24 protein-coding genes (1 of these 24 only partly in view) are annotated in these 25,627 nt (G+C 61.8%); 16 read left to right on the top strand and 8 right to left on the bottom strand.

Annotated features, from left to right (window positions below; genetic code table 11):
• Positions 1–7 precede the first annotated feature (7 nt).
• The 3 genes from RHEC894_RS19665 to secA all read right to left on the bottom strand — a co-directional run bounded on the left by RHEC894_RS19665 (position 8) and on the right by secA (position 5,598).
• Positions 8–1,285 carry a GNAT family N-acetyltransferase gene (locus RHEC894_RS19665; RefSeq protein ID WP_085738533.1) on the bottom strand — a complete coding sequence of 426 codons (1,278 nt, stop codon included), beginning with the start codon at positions 1,283–1,285 and terminating at the stop codon, positions 8–10.
• Positions 1,286–2,701, bottom strand: a complete 1,416-nt coding sequence (locus RHEC894_RS19660; protein WP_085738532.1) for an oligosaccharide flippase family protein — start codon at positions 2,699–2,701, stop codon at positions 1,286–1,288.
• A 179-nt stretch (positions 2,702–2,880) separates the two neighbouring features.
• Positions 2,881–5,598, bottom strand: a complete 2,718-nt coding sequence (gene secA / locus RHEC894_RS19655; RefSeq protein WP_085738531.1) for a preprotein translocase subunit SecA — start codon at positions 5,596–5,598, stop codon at positions 2,881–2,883.
• A 246-nt stretch (positions 5,599–5,844) separates the two neighbouring features.
• On the opposite strand from secA, the gene RHEC894_RS19650 reads away from it, so the two are divergent.
• The 6 genes from RHEC894_RS19650 to RHEC894_RS19625 all read left to right on the top strand — a co-directional run bounded on the left by RHEC894_RS19650 (position 5,845) and on the right by RHEC894_RS19625 (position 10,186).
• Positions 5,845–6,726, top strand: a complete 882-nt coding sequence (locus RHEC894_RS19650) for a peptidylprolyl isomerase (protein ID WP_085738530.1) — start codon at positions 5,845–5,847, stop codon at positions 6,724–6,726.
• A gap of 116 nt (positions 6,727–6,842) precedes the next feature.
• Positions 6,843–8,084, top strand: a complete 1,242-nt coding sequence (gene argJ / locus RHEC894_RS19645; RefSeq protein WP_085738529.1) for a bifunctional glutamate N-acetyltransferase/amino-acid acetyltransferase ArgJ — start codon at positions 6,843–6,845, stop codon at positions 8,082–8,084.
• Positions 8,065–8,871, top strand: a complete 807-nt coding sequence (locus tag RHEC894_RS19640; protein ID WP_085738528.1) for a GNAT family N-acetyltransferase — start codon at positions 8,065–8,067, stop codon at positions 8,869–8,871. The genes argJ and RHEC894_RS19640 overlap by 20 nt, the downstream gene beginning before the upstream one ends.
• On the top strand, positions 8,868–9,296 hold the full coding sequence (gene mutT / locus RHEC894_RS19635) for an 8-oxo-dGTP diphosphatase MutT (protein WP_003590017.1): 429 nt from the start codon (positions 8,868–8,870) through the stop codon (positions 9,294–9,296). Before RHEC894_RS19640 ends, mutT begins: the two co-directional genes overlap by 4 nt.
• Before the next feature lie 230 nt (positions 9,297–9,526).
• Complete coding sequence (locus RHEC894_RS19630) at positions 9,527–9,844, top strand: hypothetical protein (protein ID WP_085738527.1); 318 nt, start codon at positions 9,527–9,529, stop codon at positions 9,842–9,844.
• Between the two features lie 174 nt (positions 9,845–10,018).
• Complete coding sequence (locus RHEC894_RS19625; RefSeq protein WP_085738526.1) at positions 10,019–10,186, top strand: Flp family type IVb pilin; 168 nt, start codon at positions 10,019–10,021, stop codon at positions 10,184–10,186.
• 15 nt (positions 10,187–10,201) lie between these two features.
• Here the strand turns inward: RHEC894_RS19625 and RHEC894_RS19620 are convergent, their stop codons facing one another.
• On the bottom strand, positions 10,202–11,083 hold the full coding sequence (locus RHEC894_RS19620; RefSeq protein ID WP_085739062.1) for a methyltransferase domain-containing protein: 882 nt from the start codon (positions 11,081–11,083) through the stop codon (positions 10,202–10,204).
• Between the two features lie 77 nt (positions 11,084–11,160).
• Here RHEC894_RS19620 and RHEC894_RS19615 point away from each other — a divergent pair, with 77 nt between their 5' ends.
• From RHEC894_RS19615 to RHEC894_RS19600, 4 genes are read left to right on the top strand one after another with little or no spacing between them, the layout of a single operon-like run.
• Positions 11,161–11,937: a ComF family protein gene (locus RHEC894_RS19615; RefSeq protein WP_085738525.1), complete on the top strand. Its 777-nt coding sequence runs from the start codon at positions 11,161–11,163 to the stop codon at positions 11,935–11,937.
• Positions 11,938–11,968: 31 nt separating this feature from the next.
• The gene (grxC, locus tag RHEC894_RS19610; protein WP_085738524.1) at positions 11,969–12,226 is read left to right on the top strand and encodes a glutaredoxin 3; all 258 of its coding nucleotides are present in this window, start codon (positions 11,969–11,971) and stop codon (positions 12,224–12,226) included.
• Between the two features lie 10 nt (positions 12,227–12,236).
• Entirely contained in the window at positions 12,237–13,109 is an 873-nt protein-coding gene (locus tag RHEC894_RS19605) for a carbon-nitrogen hydrolase family protein (RefSeq protein WP_085738523.1), read from the top strand.
• Entirely contained in the window at positions 13,106–13,534 is a 429-nt protein-coding gene (locus RHEC894_RS19600; RefSeq protein ID WP_085738522.1) for a DUF1178 family protein, read from the top strand. Before RHEC894_RS19605 ends, RHEC894_RS19600 begins: the two co-directional genes overlap by 4 nt.
• A 4-nt stretch (positions 13,535–13,538) precedes the next feature.
• Here the strand turns inward: RHEC894_RS19600 and RHEC894_RS19595 are convergent, their stop codons facing one another.
• The 3 genes from RHEC894_RS19595 to ubiG form a co-directional block, all read right to left on the bottom strand.
• Positions 13,539–13,877, bottom strand: coding sequence for a type II toxin-antitoxin system RelE/ParE family toxin (locus tag RHEC894_RS19595; protein WP_348630126.1), 339 nt, complete (start codon positions 13,875–13,877; stop codon positions 13,539–13,541).
• Positions 13,834–14,106, bottom strand: a complete 273-nt coding sequence (locus tag RHEC894_RS19590; RefSeq protein WP_085738520.1) for a type II toxin-antitoxin system ParD family antitoxin — start codon at positions 14,104–14,106, stop codon at positions 13,834–13,836. The genes RHEC894_RS19595 and RHEC894_RS19590 overlap by 44 nt, the downstream gene beginning before the upstream one ends.
• Before the next feature lie 62 nt (positions 14,107–14,168).
• Positions 14,169–14,915 carry a bifunctional 2-polyprenyl-6-hydroxyphenol methylase/3-demethylubiquinol 3-O-methyltransferase UbiG gene (ubiG, locus tag RHEC894_RS19585; RefSeq protein ID WP_085738519.1) on the bottom strand — a complete coding sequence of 249 codons (747 nt, stop codon included), beginning with the start codon at positions 14,913–14,915 and terminating at the stop codon, positions 14,169–14,171.
• 296 nt (positions 14,916–15,211) lie between these two features.
• Between ubiG and RHEC894_RS19580 the strand changes: the two genes are divergently transcribed.
• The 6 genes from RHEC894_RS19580 (at position 15,212) to clpB (ending at position 24,733) form a co-directional block, all read left to right on the top strand.
• A complete protein-coding gene (locus tag RHEC894_RS19580) occupies positions 15,212–16,486 on the top strand; it encodes an aspartate kinase (RefSeq protein WP_085738518.1) in 1,275 nt (424 codons plus the stop codon).
• A gap of 89 nt (positions 16,487–16,575) precedes the next feature.
• Positions 16,576–18,843 carry a phosphoenolpyruvate--protein phosphotransferase gene (ptsP, locus tag RHEC894_RS19575; RefSeq protein ID WP_085738517.1) on the top strand — a complete coding sequence of 756 codons (2,268 nt, stop codon included), beginning with the start codon at positions 16,576–16,578 and terminating at the stop codon, positions 18,841–18,843.
• A 28-nt stretch (positions 18,844–18,871) separates the two neighbouring features.
• Positions 18,872–19,951, top strand: a complete 1,080-nt coding sequence (gene prfA / locus RHEC894_RS19570; protein ID WP_085738516.1) for a peptide chain release factor 1 — start codon at positions 18,872–18,874, stop codon at positions 19,949–19,951.
• Positions 19,948–20,808 carry a peptide chain release factor N(5)-glutamine methyltransferase gene (gene prmC / locus RHEC894_RS19565; RefSeq protein WP_085738515.1) on the top strand — a complete coding sequence of 287 codons (861 nt, stop codon included), beginning with the start codon at positions 19,948–19,950 and terminating at the stop codon, positions 20,806–20,808. Before prfA ends, prmC begins: the two co-directional genes overlap by 4 nt.
• 341 nt (positions 20,809–21,149) lie before the next feature.
• Entirely contained in the window at positions 21,150–21,884 is a 735-nt protein-coding gene (locus RHEC894_RS19560; RefSeq protein WP_085738514.1) for a DUF4167 domain-containing protein, read from the top strand.
• A 248-nt stretch (positions 21,885–22,132) separates the two neighbouring features.
• Entirely contained in the window at positions 22,133–24,733 is a 2,601-nt protein-coding gene (gene clpB, locus RHEC894_RS19555; protein ID WP_085738513.1) for an ATP-dependent chaperone ClpB, read from the top strand.
• 89 nt (positions 24,734–24,822) lie between these two features.
• Here the strand turns inward: clpB and RHEC894_RS19550 are convergent, their stop codons facing one another.
• Positions 24,823–25,627, bottom strand: the 3' portion of a protein-coding gene (locus tag RHEC894_RS19550) for a M23 family metallopeptidase (RefSeq protein ID WP_085738512.1). 1,136 nt of this gene lie beyond the right edge of the window; 805 of the gene's 1,941 nt are visible here — the last part of the coding sequence; its start codon lies beyond the right edge, outside the window; its stop codon occupies positions 24,823–24,825.

Genomic DNA, 25,627 nt, shown 5'->3' with positions numbered 1-25,627 from the left:
AGGGGCGTCAGCTTCGGCCGGCGAGCGACATGATCTTTTCGCGCAGCATCTTCGCCATGTTGCGGGTGCTGCGGTACATGTGGAGCTGGGCTGTGACCTGGCGCATGTCGCGGTCGCTGTTCTGCGTCAGGCCGATCACCAGCGTTCCCATCTCCTCGCGCTCCTGCCAGAAGCGGCTCATGATCGGGTGGTCGGAGACGGCGCAGGAATCGGAGCGGACGATATTGGCGTCGTCGAGATGCCATTCGGTGAGTTCGCTCATCAAGAGCTTGCCCGGCGAATAGCGGGCATAGTTCTCGTCATAGGCGGTCTTCCAGGTATAGGCCTCACCGCCCATCATCAGCACGACGATGGCGGCGATCGCCTTGCCGTTGAGATCGATCGTGTGAACACGCACGGCATCGACGGCGGCGAGGTTCGACACCGCCTCGCGGGCGAAGGCCGTATGATAGCGATCGGTGACGAGAGCGCTTCGCCGCTTGCCCTTCCAGCCGCCGGCTTCCATCGCCAGGAATTCCTCGAAGCGGACGTGGATTTCGCGCGGCTGGCGGGCGACGGCATAGACCGCCATTCCCTGTTCCTCCAGCAGACGCCACTGGCGGCGCATCTCGCGCATATGCGAGGAGGAGATGGTGCGGCTGAGATAGGCCGGGGCCTCTTCGTCGCTCTGCAGCATCGGGCGCAAATAGGGATTGGTGACGGTGACGGGGAGATTGCGGCTGAGCGCCACCGCCTTGACCATGCGCACGAAGATGCCGTTCAGCCTGAGATCCGGCAGAACCATGATGCCGGGCAGATTGAGATCGCGCGCCGTCAGCCCCTCGAAGAGATTGTCGAGTGTCTCGGCGGCATCTTCGCTGTCGACGAGCGGTGTGCCGAGCGGGCCGAAGCTGTTCGACCAGCCGCGGATGATCGACGGGCCGACGGCAAAGCCCGGCTTGTCGATCGAAAACGGCAACAGGAAGCGCATGCGGCTGCGGCCGGCATTGTGGTCGCGGATCAGGGCGAAGTTCACCTGCCGGTCTTCGAGCCGCGGCATTGCGGGAGCCAGGAAACGGCCGGAAAAGAAGACGTTCGGCTCCATCGCCCGGTTGGAGAGAAAGTCGAGCTCTTCCTGAAGCTCATAGCCGAGCTTGCCGGGATAGAGGCAAAGCTCGCGCCCCGGCCGGCCGATCTCGGCGCGTGCCTCCGCCTGCGGTGCTTCGAAATTCAGCGCGGCCAGATCATGCACCATACGGTTGGCGGTGCTGTCGGTGCTTTCGGTCACGGGGGGAATACGCACCATCTATCGAACTCTCATTTCTGGCGTTGCGGCGGTGGGGCTGGCGAAGGCGAAAAGGACGATGCCGAGCGTGCGGCGGACGGCCAGATGCAGCAGCATCGCCTCGACCGCCATGGCCGAGGCCGTGGCAATCGCGGTGCCTTCGATGCCGTAATGCGGGATCAAAGCAAGGTTGAGGCCGACATTGGCGGCCAAGGCGCCGGCATAGAGCGCAACGCAGAGGTTCTGCTTGCCCGCCATCATCAGCAGCGTTTCGGCCGGGCCGACCAACGCCTTGGCGAGGATGCCGGCAAGCAGGATCGCCATGACCAGATAACCCGAGGTGAAGGCGCCGCCGAACAGCGACAGCAGAAGATGTCCGGCGGCGAGCACCGTAAGACCGACAGCGAGCGCCGGCCAGAAGGTCCAGCGGGCGGCGTCGATGGCGGCGGTCGCGAGCTGCGCATGGTCGCCCTCGGCGATGATGGAGGAAAAGCGCGGGCCGGAGGCTGCCTTGACGGAGAAATTGATGAAATGCACCAGCGCCATCGTCTTGGCAGCGGCGAAGTAGATGGCGACGTCGTGCGGCTCGAGGAAAATACCGACCACGACGACATCGGAATTGGTGAGCAGGAAGCTCACGCCCTCGATCAGGAAAATCGGAAAGGCGACGCTGAACCAGGCGAGGAAATCCACCTTGCGCGGGCCTTCGTCATAATGACGTCGAAGGCGATAGAGCGTTGCGGCATACTGGCCAAGGGCGGTGACGAAGGTCGCGACGAGCGCTGCCTGCATGGCGGTGACGGCCGTGTGCTCGGCGCCGACGGCAATGGCGATCAGCATGAAGGCGATGATGAGGATCGGGCGGACGATATAGACCGGGCTCAGTGCCATGACCGGCCAATGGTTGGCCCGCGACGTGCCTTCCAGAATGTCGCCAAGCGCGATCATCGGCATGGCGAGCAGGCCGAGGAAGATCGGGACGAGATAATAGACCTGGATCATATGGCCGAAAAAATGCAGTCCGAGCATGCCGGCGGCGAGCACCGCCGTGCCGGAAAGCAAAGCGAATATGCGCGCCGTGCCGGTCAGGCCGCGGATTTCCTCGAAGGCGCCCGCTGCCCTGTATTGCGGCAGGAAACGGACAATTGCCGTGTGAAACCCGAGGCATGAGAGATCGCCGAAGACGACGACCAGCACCCAGACGAAAACGAAGATGCCGTATTCATATTCGCCCATCAGCCGGGCAAGCACGATCTGGGAGACGAAGGCGAGTGCCGCGCTGAGGACGCGGATCGCAAAGGCTGTCAGCGCCATGCGCTGGGCAGCCGCCTTTTCGCCGCGTTCGGTGAGCACGGCCGCAAGCATGCGCAGCGTACGGCCGCCGATCGGGCGCAGACCCGCGGGCAGCATCTTCTCCGCTGTTTCTATGACTGCCATGATGAACACGCAAAACTCTAAAGGTCAGGCAAATCGTCCCTGAAGTCTTGACAGAACAGGGTTAAGAAACGGTTCCGGATGGGGCCTGCTGCCCGACGCCGACATCCCGGTTTTCCGATGTTGCCGCAAAAAGAAAATGCCGCCCGAAGGCGGCATTTTCGCGGTCTTTGCGGCTTGCCTCAGGCCTGCTCGAAGGCGCCGTGGCAATGCTTGTATTTCTTGCCGGAACCGCAAGGGCAGGTCTCATTGCGGCCGACCTTGCCCCAGGTGGCCGGGTCATCGGGGTTGCGGTTCTCGGGAGAGACGATGACTTCCGATGCCTGGTAGACCGCCGGGGTGAAATCGTCCTCGCCGGTCGTCGGATCCAGGTGATGGGCCTGCATCAGCGGCGGTTCGGGCTCGGCAGGGGCCTGCTGCACCAGCTCGACGCGCATCAGCTGAGCTGTCACGGCCTCGCGCAGATTGTTGAGCAGCGCGGTGAACAGCTCGAAGGCTTCCGATTTGTATTCCTGCAGCGGATCGCGCTGGGCGTAACCGCGGAAGCCGATGACGGAGCGCAGATGGTCGAGATTGACGATGTGCTCGCGCCAGAGATGATCGAGCGTCTGCATGACGATCGATCGTTCCACATAATGCATGATATCGTCGCCGAAACGCTCGGCCTTTTCCGTGAAGGCGGCGTTGGTCGCTTCCGTCAGGCGCTCGCGAATATCGTCCTCGCCGATGCCTTCTTCCTTGAACCAGTCCTCGATCGGCAGATCGAGGTTCAGAATATTGGTAACGCCGGTCTTCAGGCCGACAGCATCCCATTGTTCGGCATAGGCGCGCTCGGGGATATGCTTTTCGACCATGTCCTCGATCACCTCACGGCGCATGTCGGAAACGGTTTCGGAAATATTGGTCGATTCCATCAGCTCGAGACGCTGCTCGAAGATCACCTTGCGCTGATCGTTGAGAACGTCGTCATACTTCAGGAGGTTCTTGCGGATATCGAAGTTGCGGGCTTCGACCTTCTTCTGGGCGCGCTCCAGGGCCTTGTTGATCCAGGGATGGACGATCGCCTCGCCCTCCTTGAGACCGAGCTTGGTCAGCATGCTGTCCATGCGGTCGGAACCGAAGATGCGCATCAGGTCGTCCTGAAGCGAAAGGTAGAATTTCGAGCGGCCGGGGTCACCCTGACGGCCGGAGCGGCCGCGCAGCTGGTTGTCGATGCGCCGGCTTTCATGGCGTTCGGTGGCGATCACGTAGAGACCGCCGGCAGCAAGCGCCTTCTGTTTGAGTTCCTTGATCTCCTCGACGATCGCTTGAACCCTGGCGTCGCGCTCGGGGCCTGCTTCGACTTCACCGAGTTCGCGCTCGATACGCATGTCGAGGTTGCCGCCGAGCTGGATGTCGGTACCGCGGCCGGCCATGTTGGTGGCGATCGTCACGGCGCCCGGCACACCGGCCTGGGCAACGATATAGGCTTCCTGCTCGTGGTAGCGGGCATTCAGCACCTGGAAGTCGTCGAAGCCCTGCTTGCGCAGGCGATCGGCGAGCAGTTCCGACTTTTCGATCGAGGTGGTGCCGACAAGCACCGGCTGGCCACGCTTATGCGCGTCGAGGATCTCCTCGATGATCGCCTTGAACTTTTCGTCGAAGGTCCGATAGACCTCGTCGTCCTCGTCGATGCGCTTGATCGGCAGGTTGGTCGGGACCTCGACGACGTCGAGATTGTAGATGTTGCCGAATTCTTCCGCTTCCGTCTGCGCCGTGCCGGTCATGCCGGCGAGCTTGTCGTACATGCGGAAGTAGTTCTGGAAGGTGATCGAGGCCAGTGTCTGGTTTTCCGGCTGGATCCGCACCCTTTCCTTGGCTTCGAGCGCCTGGTGCTGGCCTTCCGAATAGCGGCGGCCCGGCATCATGCGGCCGGTGAACTCGTCGATGATGACGACTTCGTCGTTGCGGACGATATAGTCCTTATCGCGCTGGAAGAGCTTGTGGGCCTTCAGCGCGTTGTTGATATGGTGAACGATCGCGACGTTCTCGATGTCGTAGAGTGCGTTGCCTTTCAGGAGGCCGGCCTGGCGGAGCAGGTTTTCCAGCTTCTCGGTGCCCTCTTCGGAGAAGTTGGCCGAGCGCTGCTTCTCATCGATCTCGTAATCGCTGGGGACCAGCATCGGAATGAAGGCGTCGATCGTATTATAGAGTTCGGAGCGGTCGTCGAGCGGGCCGGAGATGATCAGCGGCGTGCGCGCCTCGTCGACGAGGATCGAGTCCACTTCGTCGACGATCGCGAAATTGTGGCCGCGCTGGACCATCTGGTTCTTCTCGTACTTCATGTTATCGCGCAGATAATCGAAGCCGAGTTCGTTGTTGGTGGCGTAAGTGATGTCGCAGGCATAGGCCGCGTGGCGCTCCTCGTCGGAGAGGCCATGGACGATGACGCCGGTCGTCATGCCGAGGAAGCCGTAGACGCGGCCCATGGTCGCGGCATCGCGCTGGGCGAGGTAATCGTTGACGGTGACGACGTGCACGCCCTTGCCGGAAAGCGCGTTCAGATAGACCGGCAGGGTGGCGACGAGGGTCTTGCCTTCGCCGGTCTTCATCTCGGCGATCGCATTCGAATGCAGGATCATGCCGCCGACCAGCTGTACGTCAAAAGGTCGCAGGCCGAGAACGCGGCGCGACGCTTCGCGAACGACGGCAAAAGCCGGCACCAGAATGTCGTCGAGGGTCTTGCCCTCGGCGAGCAGGGCACGAAACTCCGCGGTCTTTGCCGCGAGCTGCTCGTCCGTCAGGGCCTTGGTCTTCTCTTCGATAGAGTTGATGGCAGCGACGTTCGGCTGGAAGGACCGCACGCGGCGGTCGTTGGAAGACCCAAATAACTTGCGGGCTATACCGCCAAAGCTGACCATATGACTGGCCCTTTCTCAATATTCATCCCCGGCGTTTCTTGTTCGCGGCCCAGCCGAAAATCAGGCGCGCGCCTTAAAACGCCCGGAAACTGTTCTGGACGCGAGGTTGCGTGACAGATAAGAGGGGGGTCGAATGATGTCAACGGATTTGGCGGATACAGAAAGGCCACAATCCGGTGCTGATGGCTATTTTGGGCTGGATTCAGAGGATGCTGAAGCCGGCGATGTAACTTTGAAGGGTATTTCATGTTGAGCACCAACAAGCTTGCCGTTCTGGCGTTTGCAACTTTTGTTGCGCTCCAGGCCCCGGCCTATGCCGATGACGCCGTCATCGCCAAGGTCGGCAATCTGGAAATTCACCAGTCGGAACTCGACCTCGCGGTCGCCAATCTCGACCCGCAGCTGGCACAGCTTCCCGATGACCAGAAGAAGGTCGCAGCCCTTTCCGCCGCCATCGACGTGAAGCTGCTGGCCGCCGACGCTGCGGCCGAGAAGCTCGACCAGACCGACGAATTCAAGAAGCGTATGCAGTATCTCACCGACCGCGAGCTGCACAACGCCTACTTCAAGAAGCATGTCGTCGACATCGTGACGCCTGAAGAAGTCAAGGCCCGCTACGACAAGGAAGTCGCCGCCCTGCCGAAACAGGAAGAAGTCCACGCCCGTCATATCCTCGTCAAGACCGAGGACGAAGCCAAGGACATCATCAAGCAGCTCGACGCCGGCAAGGATTTCGCCGAACTCGCCAAGGAAAAATCCACCGATCCGAACAAGTCGGAAGGCGGCGATCTCGGCTATTTCTCGCGCGGCCGCATGGTCAAGGAATTCGAGGACGCAGCCTTCGCGCTTGAGAAGGGCACCTATTCCAAGACACCTGTTAAAACCGATTTCGGCTATCACGTCATCAAGGTCGAGGATAAGCGCGACGCCCCGCCGCCGCCCTTCGAGCAGGTGCAGGATCAGGTTCGTCAGCTCGTCATGCGCGACAAGTATCTTGAGCTTCTGAACAAGGCGAAGGCCTCGGCCAAGATCGATATCACCGACGAGACGCTGCGCAAGGGTTACGACCAGGCCAACAAGCAGCCGGAGCCGGGCAGCGAGCCCGCCGCGCCGGCACCGAAGCAGTAATAATCGCATCTGGGCCCGGTTCTTCCGGGCCCTTCACTATCATCGTTGTTGTCGCATTTCCGGAGGCGAACCGGTGTCCCTTTCGCCTGGAAATGCTCTTTAGCAGGTGTCGCATCATGTCCGGTTCCGTCTCTCCGCTCGCTCCGAAATCCTTCGTCTCGATGCCGTCGCTGCGCGGCGTGCGTATGGCGACGGCCTCTGCCGGCATCAAGTATAAGAACCGTACCGACGTGCTGATGATGGTCTTCGACAGACCGGCCGCCGTCGCCGGCGTTTTCACCCGCTCCAAGTGCCCGTCGGCGCCGGTCGATTTCTGCCGCGCGAACCTTCCCCATGGCAGCGCTCGCGCCGTCGTCGTCAACTCAGGCAATGCCAATGCCTTCACTGGCCTGAAGGGCCGCCAGGCGACCGCGCTGACGGCGAAGTCGGCTGCGGCTGCCGTCGGCTGCGGTGAAAACGAAGTCTACCTTGCTTCGACCGGCGTCATCGGCGAGCCGCTCGATGCCACCAAGTTCTCAGGCGTCCTGGACAAGATGCAGGCTGAAGCGACCGGCGATTTCTGGTTCGAAGCTGCCAAGGCCATCATGACGACCGACACCTATCCGAAGGTTTCGACCCGCAGCGCCGAGATCGGCGGCGTCGCTGTCACGATCAACGGGATCGCCAAGGGCGCCGGCATGATCGCGCCCGACATGGCGACGATGCTCTCCTTCGTCGTCACCGATGCCGATATCGCGCCGGCTGCGCTGCAGGCGCTGCTGTCCGACGGCGTCGGCCCGACCTTCAATTCCATGACCGTCGACAGCGACACCTCCACCTCCGATACGCTGATGCTGTTTGCGACGGGGGCTGCGGCCGAGGACGGCCAGGCCCGCATCGAACGCGCCGACGATCCGCGCCTTGCTGCCTTCCGCGCGGCCCTCAACGAAGTGTTGAAGGATCTGTCGCTGCAGGTTGTTCGCGACGGCGAGGGCGCGACGAAGATGCTCGAAATCACCGTAGCGGGTGCCGAAAGCGATGCCGCCGCCAAACGCATTGCGCTGTCGATCGCCAATTCGCCACTGGTCAAGACGGCAGCCGCCGGCGAAGACGCCAATTGGGGCCGCATCGTCATGGCCGTCGGCAAATCGGGCGAGATGGCCGACCGCGACCGGCTTACCATCTGGTTCGGCGATGTCAGGGTCGCCGTCAATGGCGAGCGCGACCCGGATTATTCCGAGCAGGCCGCCTCTGACGTCATGAAGGCGCAGGATATCCCCGTCAAAGTCGATATCGGCCTCGGCGCCGGCACCGCAACCGTCTGGACCTGCGACCTCACCAAGGAATATGTTGCGATCAATGGCGACTATCGGAGCTGATCGGTCATTGGCGCAGGCATCCATTTCCCAACATAATCTGCCGCTGGTGCGCAGGCTGGAGGCCGTCGGCTTCCGCGCCTGGCCGGCGGCATCCGTGCAATATGACGGCAGCTGGCAGGTGCGGCTGACGGCCGGCCACCCGTCCAACCGGCTGAATTCCATCGTGCCGCTCGATCCGTCGGATCACCGCGACGTCGAAATCCGCCTGGAAAAGGCAAGCCGGAAATTCGAGGCCTACGGCCGCGCCGCCGTGGTGCGCCAGACGCCGCTTGCTTCGCCGGTGCTGATCGAGCTTCTCAGCGCCCAGAACTGGACGCGGTTCGACGAGACTGTCGTGATGACCTGCGACCTCGCCGAGGCCGAGCTGCCGGATACGCTCGATCACCTGCCGACCCATGATGTCGGCCGTTTCGTCGACGCCAACCTCGCCGTCGAGCGGGCGCCGCTGAGCTTGAAGCCGGCGCTTGCCGAAATCATTTCGGCGATCAAGCCGCCGTCGGGCCTGTTCATGATCGAGAATGCCGCGGATGGTCCGCTGGCGACCGTGCTCTGCGTCCAGGACAACGACCTTGCCGGCATCATGTCGCTTTCGGTCTCCGAGACGCGGCGGCGCGAGGGACTCGGCACCGAGATCCTGACTTCGGCGCTGCGCTGGGCGCGCATGCGCAGTGCCCGCTCGGCCTGGCTGCAGGTGAAGCTGTCCAACCGTCCGGCCATCGCACTCTACGAACGGCTCGGTTTTCGCGACGCCTATCATTATTGCTATTGGCAGCAGGAGCCGCGATGAGCGAGCCTCTCATACAGTGCAATGGCCGGAAGATATTGTTGGTCGCCGCCTGTGCGTTGATCGATGCCGACGGGCGTATCCTCTTGGCACAGCGTCCCGAGGGAAAGTCGCTGGCCGGGTTGTGGGAGTTTCCCGGCGGCAAGGTCGAGCCTGGCGAGACGCCGGAGGAAACGCTGGTGCGTGAACTCGAGGAAGAGCTCGGCATCAAGACGAAGATCGCCTGCCTCGCGCCGCTGACCTTCGCCAGCCACTCTTACGAGACCTTCCACCTTTTGATGCCGCTTTATATCTGCCGGCGCTACGAGGGCATTCCGCAGGGCCGCGAGGGCCAGGCATTGAAATGGGTGCGTCCGCAGGCGCTGCGCGATTACCCTATGCCGCCGGCCGACGAGCCGCTGATCCCGATGCTGCAGGATTTGCTTTAAAGCGCGTCTCATTGACCTCGATTCGTGCGAAGCGCTTTAAATCTTTATTTTATTGCATGTCGTTATCCTGGAACTGCGGCACACTTCCAGGCGACATGCATTAGCGTTACCTGATTATTGTCGCGCCACGCCGTTTTCGGCTGTGGATATTAATGGATCGTTTAACACCTTCTGCCAAAGATCGGCCTCAATCAAGCATCTGGCGTGCGTGTATTAAAAGGCTTGACGTCATGGACGATGATTTCTGGAAAGCTGTCCGGGAAAAGGAACGGGTTTCGTCTGCCTCGCGCAGGACGGGTGCGCTCAATATCGCCCTTCTGTTCGGCACAGCGGTGGTGGCGCTGACACTCATCCTGACGCCGATGCTTGCGGATTCCTCGAAGAAAAGCGTCTTTGCCAGCGCGCCGGCTGAATTCGATACGATGACAACAGGATCAATCCCGAAGACCGAAAGCGGCAAGCGTTATACGATCCGCCGCAGTGTCCTCCAGGATACGCCCGGCTCGGTCTGCGTCGTCCAGGGCTACGGTGTCGGCGCCGGTTGCTGAAAAATGCTGGCCATCGCCCGATGGTCGTGGAATGGTCGTTTGCTGTCAGTTCGCGCTAAAGCGCGTCGCGATCTTTCAGATTCGCTCCTCGCGCTTTAGGTCTTTGTTTTTACGCATGTCGTTATCGCAAAACCGCGGCACACTTTTGCGCGACATGCTCTAGGGGTTGGGGTAATGCGTCTTTTAAAAGCATGTCTTGCAGATAACAGAGGTGCGACGGCGATCGAATACGGTCTCATCGCCGCACTCGTTGGTGGCGCAATCGTCTCCGCTCTTGGAATTTTCTCCGGCAGCCTGCAGGGGATTTTCAACTCGATAGGCAACAATCTGCCGGCGAATTGAACAAGCAGCCGGCCGTTACTGTCTGAGCTTGTGCTCGTCCACCTTCAGCGCATCGGCAAGGCGCGCCTTGGCCGAACCGGGCTTGAGCGGCTTTTGCTGACTCTCGTGCGGCGCCCATCCCGAGACATAGATGATCGAGAAGGTCGCGCGGATGCGCCCGTCGGGATCGGCGTAGCGCTCGGCGTAAATTTCGGCTGCACGCAGGAAGAAGGCGCGCGTGAGCGCACGGCCGCGGGCTGCAAGCGGATTGCTCATGCCCATGGCTCTCAGATCCCGCATCAGCGGAAAGAGCGAATCATATCGCACCGTATAGTTTTCCGCATCGATCACCGGCAGCGCGAAGCCGGCGCGCTGCATGAGGCTGCCGACATCGCGCACATCGGCAAAGGGGATGACGCGCGGGCTTGCGCCGCCTGTCAATTCGGCCTCGGTGGCCAGCAGCACGTCGCGCAATTCCTGCAGCGTGCCTGCGCCGGGGATCGCAGCCATGAACAGGCCGTCCGGCTTCAGAGCGCGGCGGATCTGGATGAAGACGCCCGGCGTGTCGTTGGTCAGATGCAGGCTGAGGGGCGCAAGGATGAGATTGGCCGATTGCGGTTCGAGCGGCACGTCCTCGAGCGGCGCCTCGATCAGGGCCTCTCCCGGGATCGCATAGGCCCTCTCGCTCTCAACGCGGATCATCGTGCCGATCTTGCCCGTTGCCAGCGCGGCACGGGCGGCAGCACCCGTTGCGCCATGCAGTTCGACAGCCGTCTCGAAGGTCCGCTCGACGACTGCAAGCCGCTCGGCCATTTCTTCAGCTGCGATATCGAGCAGGAAGGCGGCTTTCGGGTCGTTGTTGACAAGCGCGCGATGGCGATGCGCGGCGATCCGGGCCTTGTCGAAAATCGTTTCCATGGCGATGTCCTTAGTCCCGCGCGGTTTAAGCGGCAAGACGATTTTCCTTTTCGAGATTATGCGTTAGCCTTGCCGGCATGGGGCCGATCGATTTCGAAAGTCCATCAAAGGTCTTGCGGGCGCATCTCTTGCGGCCGTTTTCGGCACTTGCCGATTTCTTTTATCCACCGGCCTGTTCGGTCTGCGGCATTTCGACCGGCGGCCATCGCGGGCTCTGTGCGAAATGCTGGTCCGGCATCCGCTTCATCGAGCGGCCTTATTGCGAGGTGCTCGGCGTCCCCTTCTCGCACGATCTCGGCGCCGGCATTCTCAGCGCCGAGGCGATCGCCCACCCGCCGCCCTTCGATCGGCTGCGGTCGGCTGCGATCCACGACCATGCGGTTCGCGATCTCGTTCATGGGCTGAAATATCGCGATCGCACCGATCTGGTGCCGATGATGTCCGCCTGGATGCTGCGCGCGTCCGACGGGACGGTCGAAAGCTGCGATGCGCTGATCCCGGTGCCGCTGCACAGCACCCGCATGCTGACGCGCAAGTTCAATCAGGCCGCCGAGCTTGCCCGCCATATGGCAAGGCTTTCGGGCAAGCCGCTGCTTGCCGCCACGCTTGTCCGCGTCAAGCGCACCAGCCAGCAGGTCGGCCTTGGCGCGAAGGCGCGCGAGGACAATGTCAGGGGCGCTTTCGCGGTTGCCAAGGGGCGCGAAAACGACATTTTCGGCAAGCGCATCGTGCTTGTCGACGACGTCTATACAACAGGGGCGACGGTCGCCGCTGCAAGCCGGACATTGCGCAAGGCGGGGGCGGCCGAGATCACGGTTTTGACCTTTGCAAGGGCTCTGTCCGAGCCTATATGACAGAAATACCCGGCATCGGTCTGGAGAGATCATGATACCCGTCACCATCTATACACGGCAGTTTTGCGGTTATTGCAGCCGCGCCAAGTCCCTGCTCGAAGAAAAGGGCGTCGACTATGTCGAGCACGACGCCACCTACTCGCCGGATCTGCGCCAGGAGATGATCGGCAAGTCGAACGGACGCACCACTTTTCCGCAGATCTTCATCGGCGCCGATCATGTCGGCGGTTGCGACGATCTGTTTGCGCTCGATCGGGCCGGCAAGCTCGATCCGATGCTGGCGGCCTGAGGACGAGCCGATGAGCTTCAAGGCCGCCGCCATCCAGATGTGTTCCGGGGTCGATCCGGCGAAGAACGCCGCCGCCATGGCGCGGCTGGTGCGCGAGGCGGCCGCAGAGGGCGCGACCTATGTGCAAACGCCCGAGATGACCGGCATGCTGCAGCGCGACCGCGCGGCGGCGCGTGCCGTGCTCGCCGACGAGGCGCATGATATCATCGTCAAGACCGGCTCCGAGCTTGCCGCCGAATTCGGCATCCACATGCATGTCGGCTCGACGGCGATCGCGCTTGCCGATGGCAAGATCGCCAATCGCGGTTTTCTGTTCGGCCCCGACGGCAGGATTCTTAATCGCTACGACAAAATCCATATGTTCGACGTCGACCTCGACAATGGCGAGAGCTGGCGCGAAAGTGCCGCCTATACCGCAGGCTCGGAGGCGCGCGTGCTGTCGCTGCCCTTTGCCGAAATGGGCTTTGCGATCTGCTACGACGTGCGCTTTCCCGCACTCTTTCGCGCCCAGGCGATTGCCGGCGCCGAGGTGATGACGGTTCCCGCCGCGTTCACCAAGCAGACCGGCGAGGCGCATTGGGAGATCCTGCTCAGAGCCCGCGCGATCGAGAACGGCGTCTTCGTCATTGCCGCCGCGCAGGCCGGCCGGCACGAGGATGGGCGACACGAGGACGGCCGGGAGACCTTCGGCCATTCGATGATCATCGATCCCTGGGGCACGGTGCTGGCCTCGGCCGGGGCGACCGGCGAGGCGATCATCATCGCCGAGATCGACCCTGCCGCGGTCAAGGCTGCGCATGACAAGGTCCCGAACCTGAGGAATGGCCGGGAATTTTCGGTCGAAAAGATTGCCGGGGCAGTCGCCGGAGGCGTGGCCGCTTGATCCGCTATTCCCTCACCTGTGACAATGCCCATGAATTCGAAGGCTGGTTTTCTGAAAGCGCCGATTTCGACCGTCAGGTCGCGACGGGGTTCCTCACCTGTCCGGTCTGCCATTCCGCTGCCGTCTCCAAGCTGCTGATGGCGCCTTCGGTATCGACGGCGCGCAAGAAGGACGAGAGACAGACGCTGGCGATGGACGCCATGCGCCAGGAGGCTCTGCAAAAACTGAAAGAGGCGGTCGCGGCCGTCAAGGCCAATTCCGAGGATGTCGGCACCAAGTTTCCCGAGGAAGCTCGCAAGATCCATTACGGTGAGGCGGATGCCCGCGGCATTATCGGCCAGGCGACAGTGGACGAGGCGCAGGCGCTTGTGGAAGAGGGCATCGAGATTGCCGCCATTCCGGTGCTGCCCGAGGATGTGAATTAAGATTTCAAGTCATCCGTCGAAGGATGCGGACGTAATCGCGCGCGCCATGGAGGATGCGCATCACTTGGACGGTCGAATCCTCAATTCGATAGAAGATTAGATAGTTTCCGAAAAGACGCCTGCGAACCCCTGTCAGTCGTGGCAACCGCGGTTCGACAAAGGCACGCGGCATGTCTGCGATCTCCACACATGCGGAGTGCAACTCGTCCATGAATGGCAAAGCGCGTGCCGGATTTTGTTCAAGAATATACCGGCCAATTGTGAGCAGATCGGCGCGGGCAGCTCGGGAAAAACAACCTTCATCGGGTGCGGAGCTTGTCCAGACCAAGTTCCGCGTAGACACTGTCAAACGCCTCGTCGAGGGACATGACTTGTCCTGCTTCCAGATCGTCGATGCCCTTTTGTAACTCGTCTTCCAGTTCGTGAATGCGTCGATCATCATCGTAGCGCTCGCGGAGCACACTTTCGATATAGTCGCTGCTCGATTTATAGGCGCCGCGGGCGACCTCGTCGCGCACATATTCTTCGAGACGAGGCTCGAGGGTAACGGTAACTTTTGCGGCTTCGCCCATCGGTTTTCCCTTCGGATGACCCGATCACCTTATCACAATTTTCCGGGCGCAAGGACGTTGCTCTACACCCTGCGCTTCGCCAGCAGCATATAATTGACGTCCATATCCTTGGACAGATTCCACTGGTTCGACAGCGGATTGAAAAAGACGCCGGTGCGGTCGGTGATCTCGAGGCCGCTTGCCGTCAATGGCTTTTCCAGCTCTTCCGGGCGCACCAGCTTTTCATACTGGTGGGTGCCGCGCGGCAGCCAGCGCAGGATGTTCTCGGCGGCGAAGATGGCAAGCGCTGCCGCCTTCATCGTACGATTGATGGTGGCAACGAAGATCAGGCCGCCGGGGCGGACCATTTTTGCGCAGGTCGTCATGAAGAATTCGACGTCGGCGACATGTTCGACCACTTCCATGTTCAGGACGATATCGAAGGTTTCGCCGGCGTCCGCCAGTTCCTCGGCGGTGACGGCGCGGTAGTCGACCGAAACGCCGGAGGCCTTGGCATGGGTCGAGGCGATGCCGATATTCTTTTCGGAGGGATCGGCGCCGGTGACGGTGGCCCCCATGCGGGCGACAGGTTCGGACAACAGGCCGCCGCCGCAGCCGATATCGAGCACGCGCAGCCCCTCGAGCGGGCGCGCGCTTTTCGGATCACGGCCGAAATTCTCGCAGGCCTTGTCTCTGATATAGGCGAGGCGGACGGGATTGAACTTGTGCAGCGGCTTGAACTTGCCGGTCGGGCTCCACCATTCCGCCGCCATCGCCGAGAAGCGGTCCACTTCGCCCTGGTCGATCGTGCTTCTGGCGGTTTCGGTCATCGTCCTCTCCTTGCGTTCGTGAGATGTGAAGTCGGACGATCGGGGCCATAAGTCAAGGGGCGTGGGTATCAAGGAGCGACGAGCGTGGAGGCGCTCGGCAATTGCTTTATATCGTGTGCTTGCCTCCCCCCGCCAAACTCGCTAAGAGACCCCGCAACTTGGGGCCTTCAGGGCCTGGGCTTTTAGAGCGGTTCCAGAAATTGGGAGTCCGGCTCTTTCGCCAAGCGGTCCGCCCCAGAGCTTTCGTGATGCCGGGTCGGGTTTCCGATTTCCGGCGCCAGTCGTGGTAGAGGCATATGGCACGCATCGTAATGAAATTCGGCGGCACGTCCGTCGCTGACCTGGACCGCATCAAGAACGTTGCCCGCCATGTGAAACGCGAAGTCGATGCCGGTCACGAGGTGGCGGTGGTGGTGTCGGCGATGTCCGGCAAGACCAATGAGCTGGTCGGCTGGGTGCAGGGCATGCCGAAGGTGATCGGCGCCAATTCGCCGTTTTACGATGCGCGGGAATATGATGCGGTGGTCGCCTCCGGCGAGCAGGTGACCTCGGGGCTGCTGGCGATCGCCTTGCAGGCGATGGATATCAATGCGCGTTCCTGGCAGGGTTGGCAGATCCCGATCCGCACCGACAACGCGCATGGCGCGGCGCGGATCCTGGAGATTGACGGCTCCGACATCATCAAACGCATGGGCGAGGGGCAGGTCGCCGTCATCGCCGGCTTCCAGGGATTGGGGCCGGACAACCGCCTGGCCACGCTCGGGCGCGGCGGATCGGATACGTCGGCCGTCGCCATCGCGGCTGCTGTCAAAGCGGATCGCTGCGATATCTATACCGATGTCGACGGCGTTTATACGACCGACCCGCGCATCGTGCCGAAGGCGCGCCGGCTGAAGAAGATCGCCTTCGAGGAAATGCTCGAGATGGCCTCGCTCGGCGCCAAGGTGCTGCAGGTGCGCTCGGTCGAGCTTGCCATGGTGCACAAGGTGCGTACCTTCGTGCGCTCGTCATTCGAAGATCCCGATGCTCCGGGCATGGGCGATCTGCTAAACCCGCCCGGAACGCTGATTTGTGACGAGGATGAAATCGTGGAACAGGAAGTAGTCACCGGCATCGCCTATGCCAAGGATGAGGCTCAGATCTCGCTTCGCCGTCTTGCTGACCGGCCGGGCGTTTCCGCGGCGATCTTCGGACCGCTCGCCGAATCCCACATCAATGTCGACATGATTGTCCAGAACATCTCCGAGGACGGCTCGAAGACCGACATGACCTTCACCGTGCCGTCGGGCGACGTCGAGAAGGCGATCAAGGTGCTCGGCGACCATAAGGAGAAGATCGGCTACGACGTCGTGCAGAACGAATCGGGGCTGGTGAAAGTGTCGGTCATCGGCATCGGCATGCGCAGCCATGCAGGCGTTGCTGCCACCGCATTTCGTGCACTTGCTGAAAAAGGCATCAACATCAAGGCGATCACCACCTCCGAGATCAAGATTTCCATCCTGATCGATGGTCCCTATGCAGAACTCGCTGTCAGGACTTTGCATTCCTGCTACGGTCTGGATAAGAATTGATTCCCAGCGGGCGGCCTGCCCCTTCAGGTTGAGGAGACGAAGGCAGGCCTGCCGGGACTGAGTGCGTTGTTTCGGGAGCTTGAGACGCCATGAGAGACCTTTCCGGCGGTCCGCGCGTGCTGCTCAGGCGGCTGCGCGAGTTGATGGCAGAGCCGCTGGAGCCGCAGGATCGGCTTGACCGGATCGTCCGCCAGATCGCCGGCAACATGGTGGCGGAAGTCTGCTCCGTCTACGTGTTGCGCGCCGATGGCGTGCTTGAACTCTATGCGACCGAAGGTCTCAACCGTGAAGCCGTGCATCTGGCACAGCTGAAGATGGGGCAGGGCCTCGTCGGCACGATCGCCGCTTCGGCGCAGCCGCTGAACCTGTCCGACGCGCAGTCGCATCCGGCCTTCCGCTACCTGCCGGAAACGGGCGAAGAAATCTACCATTCCTTCCTCGGCGTGCCGATCTTGAGAACCGGGCGCTCGCTCGGCGTTCTCGTCGTGCAGAACAAGGCAAGCCGCAATTATCGCGACGAGGAGGTGGAAGCGCTCGAAACGACGGCGATGGTGCTTGCCGAGATGATCGCCACCGGCGAACTCAAGAAGATCACCAAGCCGGGCCTCGAACTCGACCTGACACGATCGGTGACGATCGACGGCGACACCTATAATGACGGTATCGGCCTTGGTTACGTCGTGCTGCACGAACCGCGCATCGTCGTCACCAACCTGCTGAACGAGGATGCCGAGAAGGAAATCCGGCGGCTTGCCGAAGCCATGGGCTCGCTCCGGATCTCGATCGACGACATGCTGTCGCGCCGCGACGTGTCGATGGAAGGCGAACATCGCGAGGTGCTCGAAACCTATCGCATGTTCGCGCATGACCAGGGCTGGGTGCGCAAACTCGAGGAGGCGATCCGCAACGGCCTGACGGCGGAAGCGGCGGTCGAAAAGGTGCAGAGCGACACCAAGGCCCGCATGATGCGGCTGACCGACCCCTATCTGCGCGAACGCATGCATGATTTCGAGGATCTGGCGAACCGGCTGCTCCGGCAGCTGACGGGTTATACCGGGCGGACGACCGCCGAAGGTTTCCCCAGCGATGCGATCATCCTGGCACGCGCCATGGGGGCGGCCGAACTGCTCGATTATCCCCGCGCCAATGTGCGCGGGCTGGTGCTGGAAGAAGGCGCGGTGACGAGCCATGTGGTGATCGTCGCCCGCGCCATGGGCATTCCGGTCATCGGCCAGGCAGCCGGTGTGGTGGCGCTCGCCGAGAACGGCGATGCTGTCATCATCGATGCCGACGAGGGACATGTGCATTTGCGGCCGATGACCGATCACCGGCGTTCCTACGAGGAAAAGGTGCGCTTCCGCGCCAGGCGGCAGGAACAGTTCAGGGCGCTGCGCGCCGTCGAGCCGGTGACCAGGGATGGTCAGCGGATCGCGCTGATGATGAATGCGGGACTGCTGGTCGACCTGCCGCAGCTTTCGGAATCGGGCGCGGAGGGCATCGGCCTGTTTCGCACCGAACTGCAGTTCATGATTGCCTCTACCATGCCGAAGGCGGAGGAGCAGGAGCAGTTCTATCGCAATGTGATAAAGCAGGCTGCCGGCCGTCCCGTCACCTTCCGCACGCTCGATATCGGCGGCGACAAGGTCGTGCCGTATTTCCGTGGCCATGAGGAAGAAAATCCCGCACTCGGCTGGCGCGCCATCCGGCTGTCGCTCGACCGGCCGGGATTGTTGCGCACCCAGTTGCGCGCCCTCTTGAAGGCATCGGCCGGCACCGAGCTGAAGCTGATGGTGCCGATGGTGACCGAGGTTTCCGAGCTGAAGACGGTGCGCGAGCTGTTGCAGAAGGAAGTGCAGCATCTCTCGCGCTTCGGCCACGGGCTGCCGCGCAAGCTGCAATTCGGGGCGATGCTGGAGGTGCCTGCACTGCTCTGGCAGCTCGATGAGCTGATGGAGGCGGTCGATTTCGTCTCGGTTGGTTCGAACGATCTTTTCCAGTTCTCGATGGCGGTCGATCGCGGCAATGCGCGGGTCTCGGACCGCTTCGATCCACTCGGCAAACCGTTTTTGCGCATCCTGCGCGATATCGTGCGGGGGGCGGATCGGAACAAGACCCCGGTAACGCTCTGCGGCGAACTCGCCAGCAAACCGATCTCGGCGATGGCGCTGCTCGGCCTCGGCTTCCGCTCGATCTCCATGTCGCCGGCCTCGATCGGACCGGTGAAGGCAATGCTCCTCGGGCTCGATGTCGGGGCGCTGACGAAGGCGATGGACGAGGTGCTGGACGATGTCCACGCCATGATGCCGATGCGCGAGGTGCTTGCCCGCTTCGCCGAAAGCCACAATATTCCCCTTTAGACAGATATAAGAAGAATCGGAGTGAAGGGTGGCGAAGCTTCCCGTTGAAAAGATGCGCGAGCTGGAACGCCGTTTCGGCGAGATCGAAGCGCGTATGTCGGCCGGTCCCGCCGCCGACGTCTATGTGAAGCTGGCATCCGAATATTCCGAGCTGCAGCCTGTCGTCACGAAGATCCGCGCCTATGAGAAGGCGATCGCCGAGCTTGGCGATCTTGAAACGCTGCTCGAGGACAAATCGGTCGACCGCGAGATGCGCGACCTCGCCGAGCTGGAACTGCCTGAGGTGAAGGAGCAGATCGAGGCGCTGGAGCAGGAGATGCAGATCCTGCTTCTGCCGAAGGATGCAGCCGACGAAAAGAGCGCCATCCTCGAAATCCGCGCCGGCACGGGCGGATCGGAAGCCGCGCTTTTTGCCGGCGATCTCTTTCGCATGTACGAGCGGTTTGCCTCCGAAAAGAGCTGGAAGGTGGAGGTGCTCTCGGCGAGCGAGGGCGAAGCCGGCGGCTACAAGGAAATCATCGCGACGATCACCGGCAGGGGCGTTTTCGCCAAGCTGAAATTCGAATCCGGCGTGCACCGCGTGCAGCGTGTGCCGGAAACCGAGGCGGGCGGGCGCATCCATACGTCCGCCGCAACGGTGGCGGTGCTGCCGGAGGCCGAGGAGATCGACATCGAGATCCGGCCGGAAGATATACGCATCGACACGATGCGCTCTTCGGGTGCCGGCGGCCAGCACGTCAATACGACGGACTCAGCGGTGCGCATCACCCATCTGCCGAGCGGCATCGTCGTCACCAGCTCGGAAAAATCGCAGCACCAGAACCGCGCCAAGGCGATGCAGGTGCTGCGCTCCAGGCTCTATGATGCCGAGCGGCAGAGGGCCGACAGCGAGCGCTCGGCCGACCGCAAGAGCCAGGTCGGCTCCGGCGACCGCTCGGAACGTATCCGCACCTATAATTTCCCGCAGGGGCGGGTGACGGACCATCGTATCAATCTGACGCTCTACAAGCTCGATCGGATGATGGAAGGCGAAATCGAGGAGGTCGTCGATGCGCTGATGGCCGATTACCAGGCCAGCCAGCTGGCGCAGCTCGGCGAGCAGCAATGAGCTCGACGGTCGCCGACGCGCTTGCCGAGGCGCGCCGCCGCTTCACCGAAGCAGGCATCGTCGATCCGGCGACCGATGCGCGGCTGCTTGTCGCAGGTCTTTTGAAGCTGTCGTCGACCGAGCTGTTGACGCGATCGGCTGCGCGGCTTTCTGCCGAGCAGGCCGAGGAGATTTTCAAGGCGGTGGAACGGCGCCTCGGCCACGAGCCGGTGCATCGCATTCTCGGCGAGCGGGAATTCTATGGGCTGCCGTTACGGCTTTCGGCGGAAACGCTGGAGCCGCGGCCGGATACGGAAATCCTGGTTGATACGGTGCTTGCCTGTCTCAGGGACCTTGCAAAGGGGTACGACGATCTCCATATCCTTGACATGGGAACCGGGACCGGGGCGATATGCCTTGCGCTTTTGAGCGAGTGTCCCCAGGCGTCAGGTGTCGGCAGCGACATATCGGCGGATGCACTTCAGACGGCAAGATCGAATGCAGAAAGAAACGGACTACAGGATCGTTTTGAGGCCATACAGTCGAGATGGTTCGAGAGCATCGAGGGTTCCTTTCACGTGATTGTCTCAAATCCGCCCTATATTGCTTCCAATGTTATTCACGATCTCGCTCCCGAAGTGACGAAATTTGATCCGGTTGCAGCGCTGGATGGCGGCCCGGATGGGCTTGACGCTTACAAAGCCATAGCCAAGGATGCGGCAAGGTTCATGCGGCCCAACGGGGTCGTCGGACTGGAAATCGGCTACGACCAGCGAAACGATGTGACGGCGATCTTCGAAGCGAAAGGCTTCAAGTGCCTCAAATCCGTAAAAGATTATGGTCAGAACGACAGGGTGCTCGTTTTCGCGCTCGCGTGACAGGCGATAATTGCTGCATCGAACAGGACATTATTGTTATTGCGAAGAAAAGGCTTGGATTTCCCAGGGAAGCAATATAGGTTGCGGTCACGTGTTGGGCAGATAGGAATGAACGAGATTCGTTCGGTACTTGGTTTGCCTCGGGGGTCCGCTCTTTTAAACGAGAGTTTCAACGGTTGAACACGACCCAATGCGTGAATCAGTCAATCTGACTTGAAACCAAGCGGCAGGTCGGCGCAAAGGCGCAGTATGCTCGCGGCACAAAGGTCCTGACCCGCTTTTCGGTCATGGCGGTTGGTGCCATGTATCCATCACAAACAGAGAATTCAGGTGAACGATCTATGAGGCCAGGACAGCAGAACAAGCGCGGTCGAGGGCGTGGCAACAATAATAACAACGGCGGCGGCGGCGGAAATAACAATAACAACAATTTCAACCGCAAGGGCGGCAATCCGCTGACCCGAACCTATGACAGCTCCGGCCCCGATGTGAAGATTCGCGGCACTGCCCAGCATATCGCCGAAAAATACGCGCAGCTTGCCCGTGACGCTCAAAGCTCCGGTGACCGCGTGATTGCCGAGAATTATCTCCAGCACGCCGAACACTACAATCGTATCATTGCCAGCGCCCAGGCGCAGATGCAGGAACGTTTCCAGCGCGACGATCGCGGCGAATACAATGACGCCGCGGATCGCGACGGCGACGAGATCGATAACAACGACAATGACGGTGATGATGTCGTCGTCGTCCAGCCGCCGCAGAACAGGCAGCATCAGCCGCGGCCGCGACCTGAGTCGCAGCCCCAGCCTCAGCCGGCTCCCGCCCCGGCGCCGGTGGCGCCCCAGGCCGAGGTCATCGACGGAACTGGTCCGCAGCCGGAGATCGAAGGCATTCCGGCCGAAGTCGCCATGGACGAGGAAGGCTCCGGCGGTCAGCCGCGCGAACGCCAGCCCCGCCGCCGCAGCACCGGCAGCCGTCCCCGTCGCCCGCGTCGCGGCGCAGAAGGGGAAGCCGCCGGCGAAGGCGAGGGTGCTTCTGCCGAAGCGCCCGTGCTGGCGGAAGCAGCATCGGAATGAGGATCCGGCGTCTCCTTCCCGGAGGCGCGAGGTTCATGCCATCTGTTAGAATTGCAACGAAAATCCCCGGCCTCGCGCCGGGGATTTTCGTTTTATCAGCTCTTTAAACTCGCAGAACAGGCTACCATATTCTCCACGACTGCTTCGCCCAAATTCCAGACGGGCCAAGCGCGGCCTGCCTTTTCAGGGGGTCGATCTCAATCATCGGTCTGTGCCTCGTCAGGGCAGGGCGATCCAGGAGGTAGAATATGAATATCGAGAAATATTCCGAGCGGGTGCGCGGTTTCATCCAGTCGGCGCAGACCTATGCGCTGGCGCAGGGTCACCAGCAGTTCACGCCCGAACATGTGCTGAAAGTCCTGCTCGACGACGATCAGGGCATGGCGGCGTCGCTGATCGAGCGCGCCGGCGGCGACGCCAAGGCTGCCCGCCTGGCCAATGACGCGGCCCTTGCCAAATTGCCGAAAATTTCCGGTGGTAACGGCAATATCTATCTGGCCCAGCCGCTCGCCAAAGTGCTTTCGACCGCCGAAGAGGCGGCAAAGAAGGCCGGCGACAGCTTCGTCACGGTCGAGCGCCTGCTGCAGGCGTTGGCGATCGAATCCTCGGCCTCGACTTTCTCGACGCTGAAGAACGCAGGCGTGACGGCTCAGGGCCTCAATCAAGTCATCAACGACATTCGCAAGGGGCGGACGGCGGATTCCTCCAATGCCGAACAGGGTTTCGATTCGCTGAAGAAGTTTGCCCGCGATCTCACCGCCGAAGCCCGCGAAGGCAAGCTCGATCCGGTGATCGGCCGCGACGACGAAATCCGCCGTACGATCCAGGTGCTTTCCCGCCGCACCAAGAACAATCCCGTGCTGATCGGTGAACCCGGCGTCGGCAAGACGGCGATCGTCGAGGGGCTGGCGCTGCGCATCGTCAATGGCGACGTGCCGGAATCGCTCAAGGACAAGAAGCTGATGGCGCTCGATATGGGCGCGCTGATTGCCGGTGCGAAATACCGCGGCGAATTCGAGGAGCGGCTGAAGGCCGTGCTCAACGAGGTCCAGGCCGAGAACGGCGAGATCATCCTGTTCATCGATGAGATGCACACGCTGGTCGGCGCCGGCAAGGCCGATGGGGCGATGGACGCATCCAACCTTCTGAAGCCCGCTCTTGCCCGCGGTGAGCTGCATTGCGTCGGTGCGACCACGCTCGACGAATATCGCAAACATGTCGAGAAGGATCCGGCCCTTGCCCGTCGCTTCCAGCCCGTCGTGGTCGACGAACCGACGGTCGAAGACACGATCTCGATCCTGCGCGGCCTGAAGGAAAAATACGAGCAGCATCACAAGGTGCGTATCGCCGATGCGGCGCTGGTGGCGGCTGCGACGCTTTCCAACCGCTATATCACCGACCGTTTCCTGCCCGACAAGGCGATCGACCTGATGGACGAGGCAGCGGCGCGGTTGCGCATGCAGGTGGATTCCAAGCCGGAAGAGCTCGACGAACTCGACCGCCGCATCATCCAGCTGAAAATCGAGCGTGAGGCGCTGAAGAAGGAAACCGATGTTGCCTCCGCCGACCGGCTGAAGCGGCTGGAGACCGAACTGACCGACCTCGAAGAGGAAGCCGATGCGCTGACGGCCCGCTGGCAGGCGGAAAAGCAGAAGCTCGGTCTGGCCGCCGATCTCAAGAAACAGCTCGACGATGCTCGCAACGAACTGGCGATCGCCCAGCGCAAGGGTGAATTCCAGCGCGCCGGCGAGCTGACCTATGGCGTTATTCCGGATCTGGAAAAGCAGCTCGTCGACGCCGAGAAGCAGGATGGCGAACGCGGCGCGATGGTGCAGGAGGTGGTAACCCCCGACAATATCGCCCATGTCGTTTCCCGTTGGACCGGCATTCCGGTCGACAAGATGCTGGAAGGAGAACGCGACAAGCTGCTTCGGATGGAAGACGAGCTGGCGAAATCGGTGATCGGCCAGGGCGATGCCGTTCAGGCCGTGTCGCGCGCCGTTCGCCGGGCCCGTGCCGGGCTGCAGGATCCGAACCGGCCGATCGGTTCGTTCATCTTTCTCGGCCCGACCGGCGTCGGCAAGACGGAGCTCACCAAGGCGCTGGCTCGCTTCCTCTTCGACGACGAGACGGCGATGGTGCGCATGGACATGTCGGAATATATGGAAAAACACTCCGTTGCCCGGCTGATCGGCGCGCCTCCCGGCTATGTCGGTTACGACGAAGGCGGAGCGTTGACGGAAGCGGTGCGCCGCCGGCCCTATCAGGTCGTGCTGTTCGACGAGATCGAAAAGGCGCATCCGGACGTTTTCAACATCTTGCTGCAGGTGCTGGATGACGGCCGCCTGACGGATGGCCAGGGCCGCACCGTCGACTTCCGCAACACGATGATCATCATGACGTCGAACCTCGGCGCCGAATATCTGACGCAGTTGAGAGACGGCGACGACAGCGACACGGTTCGCGAGCAGGTGATGGAGGTCGTGCGCGGGCATTTCCGGCCGGAATTCCTGAACCGGATCGATGAGATCATCCTCTTCCACCGCCTGAAGCGTGAGGAGATGGGCGCGATCGTCGATATCCAGCTGAAGCGGCTGGTGGCGCTGCTGTCCGAACGCAAGATCGTCATCGACCTCGACGAGGAAGCCCGTCACTGGCTGGCGAACAAGGGTTACGATCCGGTCTACGGCGCAAGGCCGCTGAAGCGGGTGATCCAGAAGTTCGTGCAGGATCCGCTGGCCGAGCAGATCCTGTCCGGCCAGGTGCCGGACGGTTCGACGGTGAAGGTGACGAGCGGTTCGGACCGGCTGCAGTTCAGGACGAAGCAGACCGTGAGCGAAGCGGCATAAACCGGTGTGCCGGATGCATCAGAAATGGCGGCTTCGGCCGCCATTTTTCGTTAGCGGGCGAGATGACGACGAGGAACATCGGCTCGAGACTACTTGCTCGCTACCTGATCCGACGTCTGGTTGTTCAGCAGCGTATCGATGCGCTTGCGCTCGTCCTCGAATTTCGCCAGCGCTTCGCCCTGCAGCGACTTGCCGCCTGGCAGGCGGATGCGCAACGGATCGACTTTGGTGCCGTTGACGATCAGCTCGTAGTGCAGGTGCGGTCCGGTGGACTCGCCTGTCGTGCCGACCCAGCCGATCACCTGACCCTGGCGGATCTTGGCGCCGGGGATGACGCCTTTGGCGATGGCGCTCTGGTGATTGTAGGAGGATTCGTAGCCGTTGGCATGACGGATGATCGTCTGATTGCCGTAACCGCCGGAATCCCAGCCGGCTTTTTCGACCGTGCCGTTGCCGGCGGCAATGATTGCGGTGCCGCGGGGTGCTGCCCAATCGACGCCGGTGTGCATGCGGGCAAAACCGAGGATCGGGTGGCGGCGCATGCCGAAGCCCGATTTGAAGATGCCGTTCGGAACCGGATTACGCAGCAGGAACTGACGGATGCTCTTGCCGCTCTCGTCGAAATAATCGACCGTGCCGTCGTCGGGATCCTGGAAGCGGTAGAAGCGCGTCTGCGTATCGCCGAAACGGGCATTGACGTAGAGCAGTTCGGAATCCTCGGTCGCCTGACCGGCGCTGTCGGCGACGGAGAAGAAGGCCTCGAGACTGTCTGTCGGCCGCAGCTGCGCTTGGAAATCGACATTGCTGGCAAGCAGTTTGATGATCAGCGCCGTCATATCCTTGGTCATGCCGTAGGAAAGGGCTGCGCGGTAGATGCCGTCATAGACACGCGGC

The sequence above is a fragment of the Rhizobium sp. CIAT894 genome (assembly GCF_000172795.2).
Taxonomy (GTDB): Bacteria; Pseudomonadota; Alphaproteobacteria; order Rhizobiales; family Rhizobiaceae; genus Rhizobium.
Note: the sequence above shows the minus strand (reverse complement) of the source record. Positions and strands in the feature narration are given on the sequence as shown.